Annotated in this window: 20 protein-coding genes; 6 read left to right on the forward strand and 14 right to left on the reverse strand. The window is 57.4% G+C overall.

Annotated elements, in window-relative coordinates:
• Window positions 1-67: 67 nt before the first annotated feature.
• From wrbA to ORG26_RS20120, 6 genes are all read right to left on the reverse strand, one after another.
• Window positions 68-667, reverse strand: a complete 600-nt coding sequence (gene wrbA, locus ORG26_RS20095; protein WP_266364986.1) for an NAD(P)H:quinone oxidoreductase — start codon at window positions 665-667, stop codon at window positions 68-70.
• A gap of 120 nt (window positions 668-787) precedes the next feature.
• Complete coding sequence (locus tag ORG26_RS20100; RefSeq protein ID WP_266364988.1) at window positions 788-1267, reverse strand: hypothetical protein; 480 nt, start codon at window positions 1265-1267, stop codon at window positions 788-790.
• 147 nt (window positions 1268-1414) lie between these two features.
• Window positions 1415-3331, reverse strand: a complete 1917-nt coding sequence (locus tag ORG26_RS20105; protein ID WP_266364990.1) for a CocE/NonD family hydrolase — start codon at window positions 3329-3331, stop codon at window positions 1415-1417.
• Between the two features lie 202 nt (window positions 3332-3533).
• Window positions 3534-5126 (reverse strand): hypothetical protein, encoded by a 1593-nt coding sequence (locus ORG26_RS20110; RefSeq protein ID WP_266364992.1) that lies wholly within the window; start codon window positions 5124-5126, stop codon window positions 3534-3536.
• A 15-nt stretch (window positions 5127-5141) separates the two neighbouring features.
• Entirely contained in the window at window positions 5142-5858 is a 717-nt protein-coding gene (locus ORG26_RS20115; protein WP_266364994.1) for a hypothetical protein, read from the reverse strand.
• Window positions 5859-6057: 199 nt separating this feature from the next.
• The gene (locus tag ORG26_RS20120; protein ID WP_266364996.1) at window positions 6058-7638 is read right to left on the reverse strand and encodes a hypothetical protein; all 1581 of its coding nucleotides are present in this window, start codon (window positions 7636-7638) and stop codon (window positions 6058-6060) included.
• 428 nt (window positions 7639-8066) lie between these two features.
• Between ORG26_RS20120 and amaB the strand changes: the two genes are divergently transcribed.
• A complete protein-coding gene (gene amaB / locus ORG26_RS20125; RefSeq protein ID WP_266364998.1) occupies window positions 8067-9593 on the forward strand; it encodes an L-piperidine-6-carboxylate dehydrogenase in 1527 nt (508 codons plus the stop codon).
• Between the two features lie 82 nt (window positions 9594-9675).
• Here the strand turns inward: amaB and ORG26_RS20130 are convergent, their stop codons facing one another.
• Entirely contained in the window at window positions 9676-10629 is a 954-nt protein-coding gene (locus ORG26_RS20130) for an aldose 1-epimerase (RefSeq protein WP_266365000.1), read from the reverse strand.
• A gap of 40 nt (window positions 10630-10669) precedes the next feature.
• Entirely contained in the window at window positions 10670-11473 is an 804-nt protein-coding gene (locus ORG26_RS20135; RefSeq protein WP_407704831.1) for a TIGR02757 family protein, read from the reverse strand.
• 190 nt (window positions 11474-11663) lie between these two features.
• Between ORG26_RS20135 and ORG26_RS20140 the strand changes: the two genes are divergently transcribed.
• Entirely contained in the window at window positions 11664-12998 is a 1335-nt protein-coding gene (locus ORG26_RS20140) for a hypothetical protein (RefSeq protein ID WP_266365004.1), read from the forward strand.
• A 3-nt stretch (window positions 12999-13001) separates the two neighbouring features.
• Here ORG26_RS20140 and ORG26_RS20145 read toward each other — a convergent pair whose 3' ends face one another.
• From ORG26_RS20145 to ORG26_RS20155, 3 genes are all read right to left on the reverse strand, one after another.
• Complete coding sequence (locus ORG26_RS20145) at window positions 13002-13214, reverse strand: hypothetical protein (RefSeq protein ID WP_266365006.1); 213 nt, start codon at window positions 13212-13214, stop codon at window positions 13002-13004.
• Between the two features lie 98 nt (window positions 13215-13312).
• The gene (locus ORG26_RS20150) at window positions 13313-14524 is read right to left on the reverse strand and encodes a LysM peptidoglycan-binding domain-containing protein (protein ID WP_266365008.1); all 1212 of its coding nucleotides are present in this window, start codon (window positions 14522-14524) and stop codon (window positions 13313-13315) included.
• Window positions 14525-14528: 4 nt separating this feature from the next.
• Window positions 14529-15332: a hypothetical protein gene (locus ORG26_RS20155; RefSeq protein ID WP_266365010.1), complete on the reverse strand. Its 804-nt coding sequence runs from the start codon at window positions 15330-15332 to the stop codon at window positions 14529-14531.
• Between the two features lie 135 nt (window positions 15333-15467).
• Here ORG26_RS20155 and kdsB point away from each other — a divergent pair, with 135 nt between their 5' ends.
• Complete coding sequence (gene kdsB, locus ORG26_RS20160; RefSeq protein WP_266365012.1) at window positions 15468-16208, forward strand: 3-deoxy-manno-octulosonate cytidylyltransferase; 741 nt, start codon at window positions 15468-15470, stop codon at window positions 16206-16208.
• A gap of 126 nt (window positions 16209-16334) precedes the next feature.
• Window positions 16335-17894, forward strand: coding sequence for a T9SS response regulator signal transducer PorX (porX, locus tag ORG26_RS20165; RefSeq protein ID WP_266365014.1), 1560 nt, complete (start codon window positions 16335-16337; stop codon window positions 17892-17894).
• 101 nt (window positions 17895-17995) lie between these two features.
• Here porX and ORG26_RS20170 read toward each other — a convergent pair whose 3' ends face one another.
• Both ORG26_RS20170 and fsa read right to left on the reverse strand, forming a co-directional pair.
• On the reverse strand, window positions 17996-18676 hold the full coding sequence (locus ORG26_RS20170; protein ID WP_266365016.1) for a cell division ATP-binding protein FtsE: 681 nt from the start codon (window positions 18674-18676) through the stop codon (window positions 17996-17998).
• 125 nt (window positions 18677-18801) lie between these two features.
• Window positions 18802-19458, reverse strand: a complete 657-nt coding sequence (gene fsa / locus ORG26_RS20175; RefSeq protein ID WP_266365018.1) for a fructose-6-phosphate aldolase — start codon at window positions 19456-19458, stop codon at window positions 18802-18804.
• 481 nt (window positions 19459-19939) lie between these two features.
• Here fsa and ORG26_RS20180 point away from each other — a divergent pair, with 481 nt between their 5' ends.
• The gene (locus ORG26_RS20180; protein ID WP_266365020.1) at window positions 19940-20632 is read left to right on the forward strand and encodes a tetratricopeptide repeat protein; all 693 of its coding nucleotides are present in this window, start codon (window positions 19940-19942) and stop codon (window positions 20630-20632) included.
• A gap of 98 nt (window positions 20633-20730) precedes the next feature.
• Window positions 20731-21081 carry a transmembrane 220 family protein gene (locus tag ORG26_RS20185; RefSeq protein ID WP_266365022.1) on the forward strand — a complete coding sequence of 117 codons (351 nt, stop codon included), beginning with the start codon at window positions 20731-20733 and terminating at the stop codon, window positions 21079-21081.
• Between the two features lie 72 nt (window positions 21082-21153).
• Here the strand turns inward: ORG26_RS20185 and ORG26_RS20190 are convergent, their stop codons facing one another.
• Window positions 21154-21798, reverse strand: coding sequence for a 3-keto-disaccharide hydrolase (locus ORG26_RS20190; protein ID WP_266365023.1), 645 nt, complete (start codon window positions 21796-21798; stop codon window positions 21154-21156).
• Window positions 21799-21869 lie beyond the last annotated feature (71 nt).

Raw genomic sequence — 21869 nt, forward strand, 5'->3', positions numbered from 1 at the left:
CGGTGATTAGCTCCGCAAATTTCAAATTGAGGCAGAGCCTCAGTCATTCAGTCATTCAATTATTCAATCATTTCTTAAACCTCGTCGTCACTTCCACCACCCGGCGGCCCTGGAAGCGGGCGGCGTTCAGGGCGGTTTCGTCGGGGTCGAGGGTGCCGTTCTGGCTGGTGAACGAAACGCCGTAGGGGTTGCCCGACTGAAATTGGATGGGGTCGGCATAGCCCGGCGCGACGATGATCGAACCCCAGTGGTAGAAGGTGTTCGAGAGGGCGAGAATCGTGCTTTCGTGGCCGCCGTGCAGGGTGGCGGCACTGGTGAAGGCCGAGCAGATTTTGTTTACCAGCTTGCCCTGGCCCCAGAGCGGACCGGTGGCGTCGATGAACTGCTTGAGCTGGGCGGCGGGCATTCCGTACCGGGTCGGGGCGCCCAGAATGATGGCATCGGCCCATTCCAGATCGGCCAGCGTGGCTTCGGGTACGTCCTGGGTTTCGAGCCGGTGAGCCGACCAGCCTTCGTTGGAAGCAATGGCTTCTTCCGGAGCCAGTTCTTTCACTTTCAGGATTTTCACCTCCGCGGCTCCCGCCTGACGGGCTCCTTCGGCAACGGCCTGGGCAAGTTGGTACGTCGTGCCGGTCGCGCTGTAATAGATGATGGCTACGTTGACCATACGAATCGGTTTTTGGTGTGAATGGAATTAAGTGTACGTACACCAAAGACGGAATGCCGCCCGGAAGTTTCGGAATGCCCCCAAACTTGTCAATTTGTTATCGACTGGGTCCGGCGTTGATCAGGGCCTGAGTACGATCGGATACGCGAAGTTGACCGGACTGATTACCTGACGGTTGTAGGTCAGCCTGGTCAGCTGCTGCCAGCCGTTGCAGCGGTCGTTGTTTCTGACCGTCTCCAGCCGCAGCCGCCCGACGAGTTGGCCGTTGTATTCCAGATAAAACTGCGCGGAATCCGCTTTGGGCGCTTCCTGAATCAGCGACCCGGCGCTGACCAGCAGGGGCGTTCCGCTGCTAGTGTTGCCTTCTTGGGGCGAAAAACGCAGGTACTGGGCGGGCGTTTTGACTCCTTTCTGATAGGAATACAGACTGACTTTGGTCTGCTCAACGGCCAGAGGCGGCGAAGAAAGCAGCAGGCTTAGCTCGGGCGGTGGGGCCTGACATTCCACATTCTTTTTCTCACAGGAAGAAAACAGGGAGGCAGAAGCCAGCGTAGTCGTCAGAAAAAACGTCAGCAGATTGGAGCGTAAAAGGATTTTCATAGCGTTAAACAGACCCCAAAAAATGGCGGTTGGTTGGAAAACGGAAAGATTTCTCGCAGATGTTCGCGGATTTCAGACGCAGATTTTCGCAGAAAAATCCGCGGGCATTTGCGCCTGAAATCCACGAACATCTGCGAGAAACAAGCTTTATTTCAGTACCTGCACCTCCACCACCGAATCGTCGAACACCCGGTGCGTCGCCTTCTGGAAATCGGCGGCTTCGGCCTTAAAGATGTTCTCCACGTACTTCTGCGGATTGCGGTCGATGAGCGGGAACCACGTGCTCTGTACCTGAATCATGACCCGGTGGCCTTTTTTGAACGTATGCAGCACATCCTGCAACCGGAACGTCACGTCCGTTTTCTGCCCCGGCACAAACGGCTCAGGCTTCTCGAACGAGTTGCGGAAACGGCCGCGCATCACCTCCGAGCGCACCATCTGCTGGTAGTTGCTCAGCGTAATGTTCTTGTTGGGCAGGTAGGCATGGTTCGGCTCGTCGGGCGGGTACACGTCGATGAGCTTTACGACCCAGTCGGCATCGGTGCCGGTCGTCGCCACTTTCAGGCGGGCCATTATTTCGCCGCCCAGCGTCAGGTCTTCGGTCAGCGGCTCGGTCTGAAACACCAGCACATCGGGGCGGCGGGCCGCAAAACGCTGGTCTTCGGACATATAATTGAACGGCGTGAAGCCGAGCGTGGTCGGAATGTCTTCGGTGTACGGCACGGGCTTCATCGGGTCGCTGACAAACTCCGAAAAAGCGCTGCCGCTCCCCGGCCCGCTGGCGAGCTGTCCGTTGGCCGCGAGGGCAAACGTCTGTTTCTGTGCTTCGGCGACGGGCCATTTGTCAAAAGTGCGCCATTCTTTTTTCCCGGTATCGAACAGGTAGGCGTCGGGCAGCCCCGTTTTGCCGTCGCCGGGACCTTTCAGGAAATGGTTAAAAAACTTCGCTTCGATGTTGCGCTGGTAAAATGTCGCGATGCTGTCGCCGAAATACACGTTGCTGTGCAGCGTATGGCCCGTTTCCTGCGACCAGCGTCCGTGGCCGAACGGCCCCATGACCAGCGTGTTGTACGTACCCGGATTGTTCTTCTCGATGGTTTTGTACACGTTCAGCGGGCCGTACAGGTCTTCGGCATCGAACCAGCCGCCGACCGTCATCACGGCATGTTTGATGTTTTTCAGATGCGGCAGAATGCTCCGTTTCTGCCAGAACTCGTCGTAATTCGGGTGGCTGACGGTTTCCTGCCAGAAGAAGTTGTCCTTGTAAAACTTATCGGCGTTTTTCAGCGGGCCGAGGTCATACTGCCACTGGAAACCGTCTTTGGTCCCCGTATTGATCATCGCCGATGCCCACCAGTGTTCGGTAGTAGGCTTGGGATGCTGGATGCCGAAAACGGGATACGTGAACAGATACGCCTGGATAAATGCCCCGTTGTGGTGAAAATCGTCGAAGAAAAAGTCTGAAACGGGCGCCTGCGGGGAAGACGCTTTCAGGGCCGGATGGGCGTCCACGGCTCCGGCGACGGTGTAAAACCCAGGGTAGGAGATGCCCCACTGCCCGACGCGGCCGTTGTGGTTCGGCACGTTTTTCAGCAGCCATTCGATGGTGTCGTAGGTGTCCGAGCTTTCGTCCGGCGTGGCCCCAGCAGCGCTGCTTCCGGAAGCCTTTTTAGCCTTCCGCGAAGCCACGGGGGCGGCAACGTCGGGAACGTTGGGCGTCATGTTGGTCCAGGTGCCTTCGCTCAGGTAGCGCCCGCGGACATCCTGATACACAAAAATATACTTCTCGCGCTCCAGCGTCGGCGAAGGACCAAGCCGGTTGGCGTAGGCGTCGGGACCGTACGGCGCGACGCTGTAACACGTCCGCTGCATCAGAAAGGGGTAGCGGTTGGTCGGGGAGGCGTCTTTCGGGGCGTACACAATCGTGAACAGCTTCGTGCCGTCACGCATCGGAATCTGGTATTCGTATTTCTGGTAACGGTCCCGCACCGATTGGGAGGACGTCTGGGCGCAGGCCGGTAACAGCAGGAGCAGCAGCAAAAAAGCAAGGAGCTGGGTTCTCATGGGTCGACGAAGTCAATTTCCCGCAACATAGTAGCTTCCCAGCAAAGTGGCAACGAGGAGGGGATGGTTGAATGTTGAATGATTGAATTTTGAATGGTGGAAGGGTCAGCCGCCGGGGCGAAAGAGCGGGTCGCTTGGCGGGAGCCGCCCTACCACCACCGCAACGGTTATTCTGTCATTCAATCATTCAAAATTCAATCATTCAACGACAATACTCGTCGGTGTCCACCTCGATTACCCATTCGGCTTTGGCCAGCTTGTAGGCGGGCTGTTCGAACGGATAGCTGCCCTGGGCCGGACCGGCGCGGAAATCGTAGGTCTTGCCGACGGCCAGCTCGTAGGTTTCGATGCTGAACGAGGTTTTTCCGGCTTCGTACTTCAGAACCGGCAGGTTCTTCCACTCCTTCGTCCCCGTTTCGCGGTACTGGGCGTAAATCGTTTTGGTGGGCAACTTGGCTTCGTTCAACTGCGCGCAGGGAAACTGCAGGGCAATCCGGACGGCCACCGGCAGCACCGCCGGACGTTTGAACGACGACAGGTCGAGGGCGATTGTCTCGTTCGAACAGGCTTCCACGGCTCCCGAAGTTACCACGGTGCTGCTTTCGTTGTCGTACACCCGCAGCCGGACGCGGCTTCCCGAGGGCAGATTGGCGAGCGAAACAAATTGCCCGTCGTTGATGGTGCTCCGGAACTCATTCGAGCCGGCCGCATTGCTGAGGGGCTGGCCCGTCGCGGCATCAATCACCTGGCAGCGATACAGCAGGTTGCCGGACGGAATCGGGCTGCTCACCCGGAAAATCGGTCCCGCATCGCAGACCGACTCGGTAAACGCGGCCATCCAGTACGACAGGTGGGACACGCTGGTCACGTACTCCAGCGACCCCTGCGCGTTGCGCTCCACCTGACCGGCGGGTTCCTGCTGCCAGCGCTGGGTGGCTATGTCGTAGCTGAACAGCGGAATGACGTCGCCGGGCTGAATCAGGCGCTTTGTCACCGGGTTCATCGTGTGGGATTCGAGGGCAAACACCAGCCGCACAGGCTTCGAAAACGTTTTGACCGTCTGATAATCCTCGTTGAAAATCTCAATCTTCACGGCACCGGCCACCGCCTTGATCTGCTGGCTCGGTGCGTTGGCGCCGGGCTGCGCCAGGATGCCGTTGCCGGGCAGTTCGGCGGCCGCGGCCGTGACGGAGCTGGTTGTAACCGGCTGTACCTGAATGTTCAGCGGTCCGTCCACAGCTTGTCCGGAGCCGTCTTTCACCTGCGTTCCCTGCGCAATGCTGAGGAGGGTGGCCGTGGCACCGTCGGACGACGGGGCGCTGATGGTCACGGGAGCCTGCATCGTGCCGCTGGCATCGCTGACGGCTTTTGTTTCAATCGGGGCGGTGGCTGAGCCTTTCCGGAGAACGTCCAGAGCAAAACGGCGCGTGAGCAGGCTGTTCAGTTCGACGGGCTGGACCACGTCGGCGTAGCCGCTGGCCGTAGCCACGACCGAGAACCGCAGCGGACTGGTGGCCGAAGGAGCCGCCGCCGGGGAAACCGACAGGAAAAGCGTACCGTCTTCCAGAACCCGGTAACGTGCCGTGTTGAGCGGAGACACCACGCGGGCGGCGTCGGGACCCACCACTTTCACCGAAAAGTCCTTCGGCAGTTCACCCGTGGCTGTCCGGAAACGCATTTCGACCGAAACGGGCATGGGGTCCTTAAACTTCAGTTCGACATCCTGAACCGGGTTCTGACAGGCATCCGACAGCACCGCCAGGCCCGCAAACAAATAGGGGATATATTTTTTCATGAAAAGAGGCGTCTTTTAATTGCGGTTGCCGAGGGCGATGGAAAGATGAAACTGAAGCGAAGGCAGATAGCGGTAATCTTTCATGTTGCGTTCCACCGTCGGAATCTGCTCGTCCAGCGTGGTTGCTTCCAGAAAGCCGTCGTAGGCCAGTTTCACTTTGGGCGAGCTGAGGTAATAGCAGCCCAGTTCGACGCCAAAACCCACCCGGTGGCGCGGAATCGACCGGCCAAAACCGAGCCCGGCATAGCCCATCAGGTTGCTGTAACGCAGCCCGGCTTTAATGGTGCCGACATTCTCCGGCGACATTTCAAGCCCGCCGAATTTGATGTTTTCGGTGGACTGCAGCGTGACGCCAAAGTCCGGATGCCAGGTGTAGCCCGCGCCACCGGTCAGGAAGAAAGAACGGGCCATGCCTTTCTTTTTGCTGAAAAACGGGTGCCATTTCACGGTAGCCTGGCCAATGCCGATCACGGCGTCGGGCGTAATGTTGAGCTTGCCGCCTTCCTCGCCGGTCTCAACTTCAATCATTTTCCGGTAAGCAAAATAACTGACTCCGACCCGGGCCGTCAGCCGGGGCGATAACTGCCGCGACACCTGCAGGCCCGCACCCGTCGTCCCGAATTGAATACTGACGCCGTGCCGTGGGGCCGGGTTGCGTTCCTGCGCCCGGGCGGCCGTCAGCAGACCCAGGTTGCCACAGACCAGCAGGGCGGCAAGTAATGTTTTACGCATAAGTTTTTCTGTTAAGTTCTGGTGGGTCACGCGGAATGGTGGCGTGTAACCGGGTATTACCAGACAAAAACTGTGCTAAAATTAAATGACTGAATGACTGAATGACTGATTTGCTCCGCAGATTCAAAACCGGCAGAGCAAATCAGTCATTCAGCCATTCAGCCATTCAGTCATTCAGCCATTCAGGCATTCGGTCATTTTACTTACAGAACTCCTGCGTGTTGATTTTGATGATGTAGAGTTCCTTGTCGAGCAGGTAGTCCGGCTGTTCGAAGGTGTAGGTCAGCAGTTTCACGCGGAAATCGTAGCGCTGGTTTTTGGAAAGGAGGTACGAGATGCCTTTCATGCGGCCGCCGTTGATGTCTTTGCGGTACAGCGTCACCAGGTTTTTCCACTCCTTTGTGCCAACTTCGCGGTACTGGGCCGTCACGGACTCCGGAAGTTTTTTGTCGTTCACGTTGCTGCACGGGAATTCGACAACGAAGGCCATCAGATCGCCGTTTCTTTTGAACGAACGAACGTCCACGGTGCCGGGCTTACCGCCGCAGGCGCTGATCACCTCAGACTCCACGGCCGATTTCTCGTCCAGCGGGTTTTCGTAGACCTTCATCCGAACCGACGTGTTGATCAGCAGGTCCTTCACGCGCAGTTCCTCGTCGTTGTTCAGCGTCTGGTACAGTACCGCGGCCACGGCCGAGTCTTTGCCGTTTTTGCCGACGTACGAAAGGCGGCACAGAAATTTCTTGTCGTAATCCTTAAAATTGCTTTTTATCTTGAAAACGGCCTCTTCCTTGCAGGTTTTCGACTGGAAGCCCGCGACGTAGAAGCCGAATTTGAACACTTCCGCCACCAGTTCCAGACGGTTGCCCGATTTGGCTTTCTGCACAACGCCCGGCTTCTCTTCCGACCATTTGCCCGACGCGCGGTCGTAGCGGTACATCGGCACCCGGTCACCCACCTGAATCGCGCGGTTGGCCTCCAGATTCATTGCCTTCGGACGAACCGCCATCGAAAGTTTCACCGACTGGGAGGCTTCGAACGCCAGCCGGTATTTTTTGTCGTACGCCGACAGGTTGGCCACGGCCACCACATTCGTCAGCTTCATTTTATCCTTGTCGGCAGCAACCCGGGCGTTGGGGTCCAGAATGCCGCCTTCGGGCAGTTCCACGTCGCCCGTCTGGGGATCGTCGAGGAGGCTGTTCATCGTAAAGGTCAATTCGCCTTCCAGCGCTTCGCCCTGTTTGTCAACGAGTTTGGTTCCGGCCGTCAGCGTGGCGCTGGACTGAATGCCCTGCTGTTCCGGCGTTTTTACTTCGAGCGACTGGCTGAGCGTCCCGGCGCTGCTCTGGGCCGCGGCCGTGGCGATGGGCTGAGCCGACCGTTCGCTCAGCAGCGGGACGGCCACCGTCCGGGTGCTCTGGCTGGTCACCTCCAGCGGCTGAACGACATCCAGATAACCAGCCGCTTTGGCGACGACCGTGAAGCGCAGGGGCTGCGAGGCCGAAAGCGTCAGCTTCGACGGGACCGAGAGTTTCAGCACGCCCGCGTCGTCGATCCGGAAATTTTTGGTGTTCAGGGTGTTCACCACCTTGTCGGCATCGGGTCCGGTCAACTGTACCTGCATGTCTGCCGGAACGGAGCCACCCTGCGGCGTAAACTGAAGTTCAACCGCCGGCTGAAGCTCGGTTTTGAAACCCAGGTCAACCTTGTCCATGGGATTCTGGCAGGCCGCGTACAGCAGGCCGACCGCAAAAAGAGAGGCGTACGATAATCGTTTCATAACAGTTTGAGTAGCCTTTTCGGGTTAATGGCAGGTTGAGTATCTGCCGGATTGATTAGTTGGTTTTCCTTAATTATCAGACAAAAATAATGCTAGGATATGCCGTTGGGTCAGGCGGGGTAAAAAACTGAATTTTTGAGATAAACTTAGTTTTTGGCAGGTTTAAGGTGGTTTTTTTGACTTTTTTTGAAAGCTTGTACGCATAATCATTTTCATAACGGTGAGTAACTCAGACAGCGTTGTCAGACTGAAAGTAGGAAAAATGAAGGACTTGTCAACTGTTAATTTGAAGCGCCGTTCGAAAAGAGGGCAGGAGAGAAAAAAAACCGGGAATAATTTTTAGACGGGCCGCCGACGGGCCGAAGTTGCCGGGGCTGCTTGGGAAATGTATATTCGCCGCATCGCATAAAAAATTACACACTTCAGCTATGCAACAATTCCTTCAGAAACTGAAAACCCAACCCGTAATGTCGGGGACAAGTACGGGTCTGGCGTTCTGGCATTCGACCGATGCTCTCCTGGATACGTATTCCCCCGTTGATGGAAAACTCCTGGCACAGGTTCACCCCACGACCGCCGAAGACTATGAAAAAGTGATTCAGACCGCGCAGGAGGCATTTCTGCACTGGCGGACCGTGCCAGCCCCGAAGCGGGGCGAGATTGTCCGGCAAATGGGGGAGCAGCTCCGGCAGTATAAAAAAGAACTGGGCACGCTCGTTAGCTACGAGATGGGCAAATCGCTGCAGGAAGGGCTGGGCGAAGTCCAGGAAATGATCGATATCTGTGATTTTGCCGTCGGTTTGTCGCGGCAGCTCTACGGCCTGACGATGCATAGCGAGCGGCCGGCGCACCGGATGTACGAGCAGTGGCACCCGCTGGGGCTGGTGGGCATCATCACCGCGTTCAACTTCCCGGTGGCAGTGTGGTCCTGGAATGCCATGATCGCCTGGGTCTGCGGCGACGTCTGCATCTGGAAACCGTCGGAGAAAACGCCGCTGACGGCCCTGGCCTGCCAGCAGATCATTAAGGAAGTGCTGGAGCAGAACGACGTGCCGGAAGGGGTTTCGTGCCTGATTACGGGCGGCCGGGAAGCGGGGGAATGGCTGGCAAATGACGAACGGGTGGCCCTGGTCTCGGCGACCGGCTCGACCCGAATGGGCAAGGCCGTGGCCGGAACCGTCGCCAGCCGGATGGGCCGTTACCTGCTCGAACTGGGCGGCAACAACGCCATCATCGTGACGCCCCATGCCGACCTGAACGTGGCCATCCCGGCCATAGTGTTCGGGGCCGTCGGGACGGCCGGGCAGCGCTGCACGTCTACCCGCCGCCTCATTGTGCACGAATCCGTCTACGACGACGTGCGGCAGCGTCTGGTAAAAGCCTACGGACAGTTGCGCATCGGCAATCCGCTGGAGGAAAAAAATCACGTCGGTCCGCTGATCGACGACGGGGCGGTGGCGGCGTACCGGCAGGCCATTTTTCAGGTAAAGGAACAGGGCGGCCGGATGCTCGTCGATGGCGAAGTGCTGGAAGGCCCCGGTTTTGAATCCGGCTGCTACGTGCGTCCGGCCATTGCCGAAATGCCCGCCCAGACGGAAATCGTGCAGCACGAGACGTTCGCGCCGATTTTGTACCTGCTCAGCTACAGCACGTTTGACGAGGCGATTGCGTTGCAGAACGGCGTTCCGCAGGGCCTGTCCTCCGCCGTTTTCACGCTCAACCTGCGGGAAGCCGAGCAGTTTCTGTCGGCTGCCGGTTCCGACTGCGGCATCGCCAACGTCAACATCGGTACGTCGGGGGCCGAAATCGGCGGCGCGTTCGGCGGCGAAAAGGAAACCGGCGGCGGCCGCGAATCCGGCTCCGACGCCTGGAAATCCTACATGCGCCGCCAGACCAACACCATCAACTACGGCACCGCCCTGCCGCTGGCACAAGGGATCAGGTTTGAATTATGAATTAAAAATTAAGAATTAAGAATAAGGCTCCGCCTGGCCAGAATGCCTGATTAAGCGGAGCCCTATTCTTAATTTTTAATTCCTAACTAAGCCAAACCCGTATCTCCCCGCTGGCGGTTCCGTTTGGTTCGAGCACCAGCAGGCCCTGGCGGTTATTGAACGCATTGACGTTGGAGGTCAGCGGTTCGATGGCGACCCGGTCGCGGGCGGGATGCGTGAAAACCACGAGATACGGAAACTTCTCCGGGCCGGTTTCCTGCCAGATGCAGAGCGAAAGGCCTTTTCCGGGCGCCTGTACGACCGTCGTCGCTCCGGCATCCGGGTCGTCGATGACCACAAAAGCGGCGTCCAGTTCGCGGTCGCGGAGCGGGAGCGTGACCGGATGCGGCACGGGTTCTTCCCCGACCGGCAGCAGGTTGCTGTTCAGAAGAATCTGTTTGGCAATGGGCAGCGTTACGGTCAGTTCGTCTACAGGTTCGGCGTTCAGCGTAAAATACGGATGCCACCCGAAGGCCGCCGGACAGGCGAGGTGGCCGGTATTCTGCACCTCGTACTGAACCGAAAACACCCCATCGGCCGCCAGCGCGTACGTCACCCGAAAGTCGAACGGAAACGGGTAGCCGACGTAGCTTCCGTCGTGAACATACCGGAAGGTGAGGGCCGCCTGCTCCTCGGTGATTTCCTGCCCGAAGACCTCAAAGGGCTGCCCGGCCACAAAGCCGTGGATGGCATTAAGCTGCTTTTCTTCGTTTAGCGGCAGGTGATGCGTCATATCGTCAAACGTATAACGGCCTTGGGGAATCCGGCTCGGGAACGGAAAGAGCAGGGCCGAGGCGTAGGTTTCGTCGGCCAGCAGCGCCTCGGGCGAAGCCGGGGTGTGCAGCAGCGAAACGGCCCGGTCGGCCTTGTTGAGGACCAGTTGCCGGACCATCGCCCCGTGGGCGGGAATGACGCTGAAAAATTCGCCGGTGGCGGCGTTTTCGAGGATAAGCTCCGTGTAGGAACCAAAGGTGGAATGGGATAGGTGGAAAGGCATGGGGCAAAAATTACAAAAAAATAAATGTCGTCAACAAAGATTACAGTTCTCCCTCCACTCCCAACCCAAACAAGGCAAAATCATACTTCACCGGATCGGTCGGATCGAAGGGCCGGAGCGCGTCCGTAAGTGCCAGGGCCGCCTGCCAGTCGGTTTGCTCGCGGGAGAGCAGGCCGAGCGTACGGGCTACCCGGCCGACATGCACGTCAATCGGCATCACCAGGTCGGCGGGCGACAAACGGGTCCAGAGGCCAAAATCCACGCCGCAGTTGTCGCGGCGGACCATCCACCGCAGAAACATCAGCAGCCGTTTGCAGGACGAGTTGCGGGCGGGCGTGGCGATGTGCTTGCGGGTGCGGGCGGGGAAAAAGGGGTCACAGCAGAAGCGGTCGTGGAACGCTATGAGAGACTGCCCCACGGTACCCACGGGCTTTTGCCCGTGCGCCGCTCCGGACAACGGGCTGAAGTCCGTGGATGCGGGGTCAAAAGCGTCTTCCAGCGAATCGTGCTGCTGGTAATACTGTCGGAAAAAATGGAGAAAATAAAGCGCGTCCGTGGCGTTGAAGGTCCGGTGTTTGAAAGCCAGAAACCGCTTCAGATCGCTTTCCTCATGGTTCCGGACAAAATCGTACGGCGCTTCGTCCATGAGCTGAATCAGTTCGCCGGCCTTTTTCAGAATGACCGGCCGCTGGCCCCAGGCCAGAACGGCGGCCCAGAAACCCATGATTTCGATGTCCTGCCGACGCGTAAACCGGTGCGGAATGCTGATGGGGTCTTTTTCAATAAATGCCGGACGATTGTACTGGGCCACTTTGGCGTCCAGAAATTCCTGCAACTCGTCAATGTTGTTCAAAACCGTGTCACTTCTATTGATCCGAAATAGGGGTTGGCCGACAGACCGCGGAGCCTGTGTCGCAGTTCAACGCCCGCTTGCCGCAATTTACGCATTGGGAATAACAGTTGGGGTCGCATAGGGTTTCGGACCGTGGCGGGCAGGGCTACTTTTGAGCAACCCGAACAGTAAACATCCACGCATGAACCGCTTCCCCAAAAAACTCGCGGGCTGGGCCTTTCTGGCTACCCTACTGGCCTGCCAGCCCAGTCCGACCGTAGACCCATCCCGTCCATCCGAGAAGCCGGTCGGTGATAATCCGGCCCAGACCACCGAAGCCGGAAAGCCCCTCGGAGCCGCCGTACAGCAGTCCGTTGGTCCGGCGGGCGGCAGCATCACTGTTCCCGCCGCCGGTCAGGCCCTTACGCTGACGTTCCCGGCGGGGGCGCTCCGCAGCACCACCCCGGTCAAAGTGCAATTGGTGGAAAACAAAGCACCCGGCGGCATCGGCCCGGCCCTGGAGGTGTTTCCGAAGGACATCGCCCTCGACAAACCCGTGACAATCAGCTGGCAGTACGGCGCCGACGGGCTGAACGGCACCGGCTCGTCCGTGGTCGGAATGGCGTACCAGCAGTCCGACGGAACGTGGATCGGCAAAACCAACCTGACGGCCGACGAAGCCGGGCAGCGCCTGACCGCCTCGCGTCCGGCCTTCGACCTGAAGCATCCGGTGGCGTTTTACCAGAATTATTACCTGCAATACCACACCAGCACGTTGTACCCGAACGAAGAGGTGGAAATGGCGGTGATGTTTCAGCCGAACCACAGTGATGCCGAAGAAGCGGCCACGCGGGGGACGCTGCTCGCTCCGCTGAAAGCGTTTGAGCCCGTGGGCCACGAAAACCTGAAAAACTGGCGGCTGAACGGCGCCGAGCCGGTAGGAGCCAACCGGGCGTGGGGGCTACTCGGCATCCATGACCGGGGCCAGCGGGCGCTGTTTGTGGCTCCGGAAAACGTTCCGAAAGTCAATCCGGTCGCGATCAGTGTGGATCTGAAGACGGGCGGCCGCAGCCGGATTATGCTGGTGGCCAACTTCCAGATTTCCGCCGTAAACCGCCTGACCGCAGCCGGACGGGTTTTCGAAAATGCCAAAGTCACGGCGGACCTCAACGGCAACGACCTGTACGTAACCCTGACGGAGGCCGAACCCGCCGAAAGTGGTTATGCGGCCATGTCGACGTTCCGCGTCAGCAACTACAAAGGTCCGGGCACCTACGAAATGGAGCCGTCACTCTATTCGCCGGTGCTCATCGACGGGAAGGAAACCGGCCGGCAGGGAAAGGTTTACAGCCATGTCTACCAGGATCCGGCCAGCGAAATGGTATTCGCCAGCGGCAACGTCACCATAACCAAAGAAACCGGTAAAAAAGGGAAGCTCGCCGGGTCGTTCAGCGCGATGCTGTACAACTACAATAAATCGACGCGTGAAGTAAGGCGCCAGTCCTTCGGCGGATCATTTCAGAGCGGAATCCGCTGAACGTTACCGGCTTTTTCCGCCGCTCAGCACCCACACAATGGCGTTTGAAATGCGGGAGGTCACCGAAACTAAAACGGCAAACAGGGCCGTGAAGACGGCAATAAAGGGGTACATGACGGTAAACACCGCCGCATACACCTTATACCCGGTCGTGGCTTTCATCTTGTCCTCGCGCTCCTTCCGCCGCCGCGCAATCCGTTCCTCCTTGGTTTCCATAGAATTGAATTTTGAATGATTGAATGTTGAATGATTGAATAGCTTCGCAAATTTTAGCACTGCGAAGCTATTCAATCATTCAACATTCAATCATTCAGTCATTGTAGTAGATAACTCACCTCTGCCCGAAAACGCCGGTCGGCGGGGGAAAGTTTCTCAAAAGCACGGGCGGAGATTTTTATGACGACGCGGTCGTTGATGCTCGTATCCGGCAGGCGACCAATTACTTTGACCCAGATCGACTGGTTGTTCATGGCGTTGCGGACCAGCACCAGCGTCCCGATGGGAGCCGTGCGGTGCAGGGCGAGGTACTTGTTGGTGTTGTCGCTCTGGTCGATCAGTTCGGCAATGCCGATTTCCGAGATGCGACGGGCGTTGGTTCCGGCGTTGGGCAGCGGATTGGTGTCGCCCGGCCGGATAACGCGCGGTTCGGCCGAGGCGGAGGCTTCCGGTTCACCCGTCCGCCCGCTTTCCGGACGGGGGGCTTCGGTGCGGGGTTTGTCGGCCGAGGCTACTTCTTCGGCGGGGCGGGTTCGGGCGGCCTCCGACTTCTCGGAAGCGGGTTTGGACACGTCGGGGCGGACGACCCGCGGGGGCGTTACCTGCGTCGATTCGGGTTTGGCCGGGGCCGTTGTCGTTTTGGCAACGGTATTTTTGACCGAAGGCGTCCGTTCGCGCCAGGCTTTTTCGCTGACAATGAGCGGCTGACCGGCCACCACCCTGTCGGCGGACAGGTTGTTCCAGCGGCGCAGTTCGTCCATCGAAACGCCGTAGCGGTTGGCGAGGCTGTACAGCGTCTGACCGGACTCTACCTGATGAATGCCGCCGTTGGGATTCTCCGGCCGACGGTCCGCGGTTTTTTCCCGTTTCTCGATCCGGTCGGCCTGTTTTTCTTTCAGGTCGCTCGCCACTTCCGTCCGGCGTACATCTTTCTGAATGGCTTTTTCCTCGCGTTTGTCGGCTTTCGCGACTTCGCGATTTTCCTTCTGGATGGCTTTTTCTTCTTTTTTAAGGGCTTTTTCAATCGCCTTTTCATCCCGGCGGGCAATGCTGGTCACCGGGACACGGACGAGCTGGTCGTAGCGGACGTTATCGGTCAGGCCCGGGTTGGCGTCGCGGATCGCCTGCACCGACGTTTTGTAGCGCCGAACCAGCGAGTAAAGTGTCTGCCCTTCGCCGACGCGGTGGAGGACATAAAGCTTTCCGTCTTTTTTTTCGACGCCGATCGAATCAACAGGGGACGGGGACGGGGTGGCGCCGGCCGTCGTAAGGGCCGTTGCGCCAATCAACACCAGCAGGAGTCGTTTCATGGTGCTATTCATCAATAAAAAAACCAGTCAGTTGGGTAGGTTCCGTAAGTACAAGAAGCTGATTTTGCCACAGACAGAAGGCCGTTGCGTCGGTGCCGGTACCGGCGGCATTGACCGCTAACGGCTGATGCAGCCGGATGCGCGCCTGTCGGTCGGAAACCAGCAAAAACGCTTCTGTTGGGCTATTTTCGGTGTAAACATAATACGAAAAAAGAATCTTGTCGCCAACTTCTGCGTAATGCAGCCGCTCAAAAGGCGTCTGGCCGGTTACTTTTTTTACAAAACGGTCAACTACGGGCCAATATTGGCTGTTGCGGTGATAAAGGACGGGGTATTTCAGCCGGTCGTCCGGTCCCGGAAGGAGTGGGGCGGAGCCGGTCTGCGGCCGACCGCTTTGGAGGTCAAAAAAGACCGACGGATGGCCGCTTTCCGACGGGGCCGTTGGCCGGGCTTCTACCTGAATGCCGTCGCAGGACAGCAGGAGGTGGTTGGGCCATTCCCAGCGCGTGTGGCCCATGTCGGGGTCAAAACAACCCAGCGCTGTAGGCACCGGCAGGCGTTCGTTGCCCAGCCGGTGGTACAGCGCCAGCCCGTTCCAGACGCCCATCACCGACGATGACCAGGGCAATTCGGCCGTTTCAGAAGACAGGATTTGTCCTTCGGGCAGCGACATGGCCGAGATGCCCAGCCGTCGCGCCTCGCCGTCGCGCCATTCCACCAGCACCCGACCGGGCGCGCCGGAAACCTGTTCGAACAACAACCGCCAGACAGGGGCGGGGAAGGAGTGGGAGAAGGCGATGGGAAGCATAGGTCGAATGTTGAATGATGGAATGATTGATTGTTGAATGCGCGAATCAGGGGCAGCGGCGCCCTTAATCAATCATTCTGTCATTCAACATTCAATCATTCCAATGTGTACCTTGCGCCAAAAATAAAGTTATCCGTGAAACTATTGGGAATAATTCCGGCCCGGCATGCTTCGACGCGGTTCCCGGCGAAGGCACTGGCCGATATTGGTGGTAAAACGATGATTCAGCGGGTGGTGGAGCAGGCCCGGAAAGCGGACGGGCTCAGCCGCGTGGTAGTAGCTACCGACCATCCCGAAATTTTTGACCACGTCCGGGCTTTTGGCGGGGAGGTCGTCCTGACAGGCACCCACCACCAGAGCGGCACCGACCGCTGTTTTGAGGCGCTGCAAACCCTCGGGGAATCGTTTGATTACGTAATGAATATCCAGGGCGACGAGCCGTTTATCCAGCCGCAGCAGATCGAACGGCTGGCGTCGGTGCTCGACGGCACGACGGAACTGGCGACGCTGGTGAAAAGGGTGGAGGATGCCGAAACGCTGGTGAATACCAGTACGCCGAAGGTCGTGCTGAACGCCCGGGGCGAGGCTTTGTATTTCAGCCGGCAGACCATTCCGTTTCAGCGGGATGCACCTCCCGAGGACTGGCTGGCGAATCACACCTATTACAAACACATCGGCATTTATGCCTACCGGGCCGACGTGCTGGCCGAAATCACGCAGCTGCCGCCTTCGTCGCTGGAAAAAGCCGAGGCGCTGGAACAGCTCCGCTGGCTGGAAAACGGGTATCGCATCCGGGCCGTTGTGACGGAATTTGACAGCCACGGCATCGACACGCCCGACGATTTACGGCGCGTCGCGGCCCGTTTTCTGGTCTGAACCATTCTGTTAAAAAAACTTAAACGGAGCGTCGGCCGAACCGCCTGAACAGTTTTGAACGTTCGGAGTTAAAATCATATCCTATCCGCGGGTTTTGCAACCCCATAAAAATTAGGCAATTACCTTATGCAGAATTATTCGATACTTTGGGCCGACGACGAAATTGATTTGCTGAAACCGCATATTCTGTTTCTTAAGAACAAAGGATACCAGGTCACTCCGGTCAATAGCGGGGCCGACGCGCTGGAAAAAGTGGAGCAGGAAAAGTTCGATCTGGTTTTTCTGGACGAGATGATGCCCGGCATGACCGGACTGGAAACCCTGCAGCAGATCAAGCTGGTCCGTCCGACCCTGCCGGTGGTGATGATTACCAAAAGCGAAGAGGAACACATCATGGAAGAAGCCATTGGTTCCAAAATCGCCGACTACCTCATCAAGCCGCTGAATCCAAACCAGATTCTTCTTTCGGTCAAAAAGATTCTCGATAACAAGCGGCTGGTCACCGAACGGACCAACATCGGCTACCAGCAGGATTTCCGGAACCTCGCCATGCAGTACAACGACCGCATCGGGCATGAGGAGTGGGCCGACATTTACAAGAAGCTGATTTTCTGGGAACTCGAACTCGACGGCGCGCAGGACCGCAGCATGGCCGAGGTGTTCGGCATGCAGAAAAGCGAGGCCAACGCCACCTTCTGCAAGTTCGTGATGGACAATTACGAGGACTGGCTCAACGATCCCAAGGCCGACAAGCCCCTGATGTCACACCAGCTCATGCGGAAAAAAGTGTTCCCGCTCGTGGAGCAGAATGCCGCCCCGCTGTTTTTTATCCTGGTCGACAACCTGCGGTACGACCAGTGGAAGATCATCGAGCCGCTGCTGACAGACTTCTTCACGGTCGAAGAAGAATCGCCCTACTACTCGATCCTGCCTACTACGACGGCTTTTGCCCGAAACGCCATCTTCTCGGGTATGCTGCCCAGCGAAATGGAAAAGCGGCACCCGGACCTGTGGGTAAACGATGAAAACGACGAGGAGGGACTCAACAACAACGAAGACCAGTTTCTGAAACGGCAGATCGAACAGGCGCGCCTGAACACGAAGTTCTCGTACCACAAGATTCTGAACACAAACCAGGGCAAATCGCTGGTCGATAACTTCAGCAATCTGATGCAGAACGGGCTGAACGTCATCGTGTACAACTTCGTGGACATGCTCTCGCACGCCCGCACGGACATGGCGATGATCAAGGAGCTGGCCCCCGACGAGCGGGCCTACCGCTCCATCACGCGGTCGTGGTTCCTGCATTCGCCCTTGCTGGAGCTGGTGCGGAAGATTGCCGAAAAAGGCGGACGGCTTATCATCACGACCGACCACGGCATGATCCGGGTGCAGAAACCGGCCAAGATCGTCGGCTATCGCGAAACGAACACGAACCTGCGCTACAAACAAGGCAAGAACCTGGGCTTCGACGAAAATCACCTTTTTGTCTGCCGCAAGCCCGAGCGCTTCTTCCTGCCCCGCATCAACGTTTCGACGGCCTACGTCTTCACGCTGGAGGATTATTTCTTCGCGTACCCGAACAACTATAATTACTACGTCAACTACTACCGCGACACGTTCCAGCACGGCGGCGTCTCACTCGAAGAAGTCATCATCCCCTTCGCGTACCTGACCAGTAAATAGTTAAGAGTTAGGGTTATGAGTTAAAAGTAGAGGCTCCGCCGGGTCAAAACCTCAACCGGCGGAGCCTCTACTTTTAACTCATAACTCATAACTCTTAACTCTTAATTTTTAACTTCTTCCACCCTCCCTTCCTCGCACCGCAAAATCCGGGCGGGGTATTTTTTTAGGAAGTCGTAGTTGTGGGTGGCCATCAGGACGGCGGTGCCGGAATTGTTGATGGTCTGGAAAACCTGCATGATCTGTTCACCTACGACGGGGTCCAGGTTTCCGGTCGGTTCGTCGGCGATAAGGATCATCGGTTCGTTGAGCATGGCCCGGGCGACCACGACCCGCTGCTGCTCGCCGCCCGACATCTGGTGCGGCATTTTTCGGTGCGCCGAACTGAGTCCCACCTGCATGAGCACTTCCGAAATGCGGTTGCGCATCTTGGTTTTGTCGGTCCAGCCGGTCGCTTTCAGCACAAACAGAAGGTTGTCTTCCACGTTCCGGTCCATGAACAACTGAAAGTCCTGGAAGACAATGCCAATTTTGCGGCGCAGGTACGGCACATCCGTCGGCTTCAGTTTTTCGAGCGAATACCCCGCAACCATGCCTTTGCCGGCCTGAAGCCAGAGGTCGGCGTAAAGTGTTTTCAGCAGCGAACTTTTGCCGCTGCCGGTCCGGCCAATCAGAAAGACAAAATCCCCTTTATCAACGTCGAACGACACGTCGGCGAGAACAATCTTGGTGCCCTGAAAAATATCAGCGTTGTGGAGGGAGAGGACGGGGTCGGAGGAGAACATAAAGTTAATTATGAGTTAAGAGTTAAGAATTAAGAGTCAGGCTTCGCCAAAACTTAGGTACCTAGCGAAGCCTACCGCCGCGGCGGACCGCTTTTAATTCTTAACTCATAATTCTTAATTCAAAACTACAGGGCGGCTTTCTTGTGGTCGGCCAGGAACTTGGCGAGGCCGATGTCGGTCAGCGGATGGTTGAGCAGGGCGGTGATGGCGCTCAGCGGGCCGGTCATCACGTCGGCACCTACTTCGGCGCACTGGATGATGTGCATCGGGTGACGGATGGAGGCCGCCAGCACTTCCGTGCCGTAGCTGTAATTGCGGTAGATGGTCACAATCTGCTCAATGAGGGCAACTCCGTCGGTAGAAACGTCGTCCAGACGGCCCACGAAAGGTGAGACGTACGAGGCACCGGCTTTGGCGGCCAGCAGGGCCTGACCCGCCGAGAAGATCAGCGTGCAGTTGGTCCGGATGCCTTTTTCGGAGAAATATTTCAGCGCCTTCACGCCGTCTTTGATCATGGGAATCTTCACGACGATCTTCTCGTCCAGCTCGGCCAGTTCTTCGCCTTCGCGGATCATTTCGTCGAGGGTAGTGCCGATTACCTCCGCGCTCACGTCGCCGTCCACGATGTCGCAGATGGCTTTGTAGTGCTTCATGACGTTGTCTTTGCCCGTGATGCCTTCTTTGGCCATGAGCGAGGGGTTGGTCGTTACGCCGTCCAGGACGCCAAGTTCCTGAGCTTCGCGGATGTCGTTCAGGTTAGCGGTATCGATGAAAAATTTCATTGGAGCTAAAAATTACAAAGAGTACGGGTTCGCAGAATGGCAGAACTCCCCGCAAAAATAGAGAATCTCGCCGGACTCGTTTGGTTTTTTTCGGGCAGGTTGAAATTACTTCGCGGCAATCGATTGAATGGCATCGGCGCGGGAACGCTGCAGGGTTGTCGGGGGCGGACAATCCGGGCGAAGCGGCGAATCGGAAAAAGGCGGATGGGAGACGGGCGGTCGGCCCGAAAGGGCAAAAAAAATGGCAAACCGAGTGTCTCACCGCTCAACCACCTACCCTTGCTTCGGTCAAGACCTGGGGGATTCAGCAGGAGCTGGTAGCACCGATTTGCCGATGCAAAAGTAGCGGAATTATGCCGGAAATCAAGCGGTGGAGCGTATTTTTGTCGAAAAAATGAAAAAGCTGATGAGCGAAATAAAGCTAAATACAGAGAGAACAGAGCGTTACGCGGAGAAAACAAAGATTCTCGGTGCCCTCCGTGTGATTCTCGGACTTCTCTTTGGTTTGACCCTCTTTTCCTGCACCTCGTCCGACGCTAAACTGGAAGAAGGGCGCACGCTGATGCGGCAGGGCAAATTCCGGGACGCCATTCAGCCCCTGAACCAGGCCATCGAGGCGAATAATGAGAACTACCAGGCGTTCAATACCCGCGGGGTCGCTTATTTTGAATCGAAAGAATACGCCAACGCCCTGCTCGATTACGAACAGGCCATCCGCCTGAAGCCCGATTTCTACCAGCCCTACTACAACCGGGCGAAGCTGAAAGTAGCCCAGGGCAACGCCAACGAGGCCCTGAAAGATTATGCCGATGCCATCCGGCTGGCACCTGACACGGCCGACATCTACCTCGACCGCGGCCAGCTCTTCGCCCAGATGGGTAACCTGCCGTCGGCGATGGCGGATTTCGAAAAAACCATCCAGCTCGATGCGGGCAACGCGTTCGGCTTTTTTAACCGGGGCAACATTCGCTTCCAGCAGGAAGAGTACCCGGCTGCCCTCCAGGACTTCACGAAAGCCGTTCAACTGGACCCGAAGTTCGGGAAGGCGTTCAACGCGCTGGGCGTAACCCAGATCATGACCGAGCAGCGTGAAGCAGGCTGCCTGAGCCTCAAACAGGCCCAGAAACTTGGCTACGCCGACGCGGCAGCCTTCATTCAGCAGTATTGCCAGTGAAAAGTCAGGCCTCCGGGAGGCGAAAGTCATGAAAGTAGCTTTCCGGATTGACGAACTTTGGCTGTTAACCGGTTCTTATTCCGAATTCCGATTGCTTTATGAATAAAATTATCGCCGTTATTTTCGGTATTCTTTTTCTGATTTCCGCCGCCCTTCAGTACAACGACCCCGATCCGGAAGTGTGGGTTCCCATTTACCTGTTTGGCGTGGTGGCCTGCGTGCTGGGGTATCTGCGCATCGGCAAGCCGTGGTTCTTTGCCGGGATGGCCGTTATTTATCTGGTAGCGGCGTATTTCCAGTGGCCCCCCGCTTTCGAGGGATTCCTGCTGAACGAAATGGGCATGAAGACCCTGAACGTCGAACTGGCACGGGAATCGGGCGGGCTGGCGATCTCCGGAATCGGTATGCTGCTGCTGGCCTGGGCGGTGAGCCGGAAGGCCGTGGCTTGATGGCAATAAAAAAATTACGAATTACGGCTTCGCAGGGAAGCAATCTCCACGCAGAGCCGTCATTCGTCATTTTTAATTCGTTCCCTCCAGTTCTTCAATCGTAATGTTCCGGTAGCGAATCTGCGTAATGCCCCCGCCGTGGACCTGTAGGCCGATCAGCCCCGACTGCGGAATGGACTTGTCGGGCTCGGTATAATCGACCGTCGGGTGGCCGTTGAGCGTCAGTCGAATGCGGCCGTTCTGGCTGCGGACTTCGTACTGGTTCCAGTCGTTCAGCTTAACCCACTTCAGCGCCTGGGCGGAGTCGGGGCGGGCGAGCACCTTATCCCGCCGGGATTCGTCGTAGAGGCAGCCCCAGTATTTATCGCCGATGTCGGCCTGGTAGCCAATCATTTCGTAAGCCGGCTTGGTGTGGCGTTTGCTGTGGAACTGCACCCCGCCGTTGACAAAGCCTTTCGTGCCCGTCAGTTTGAATTGTAAGCGGAGGATAAAATTGCCGTAAGGGCGGGCGGTGGTCAGAAAGTCGTTATGCGGCACCATTTTATCGGCAAAGCCCCCGACGATAGCCCCGTCTTCAACCCGCCAGGTGTTCACTGTATCGCCCGTCCAGCCGTGGAAGTTTTTGCCGTTGAAGAGGGCGGTGGGCTTTTTGGCCGGTTGGAGCAGGAAGCCGGTTAAAGTTGCCGTTGCCAGCACGGAGAGGAGGAAGGATTTCATAAGGATACAGGACCGAATTTATCGTAAAAACAAAGGCCGCCTTGATTCTACTGTCATAAAAAAAGCCGGAC

Source organism: Tellurirhabdus rosea (genome assembly GCF_026278345.1).
Lineage (GTDB): Bacteria > Bacteroidota > Bacteroidia > Cytophagales > Spirosomataceae > Tellurirhabdus > Tellurirhabdus rosea.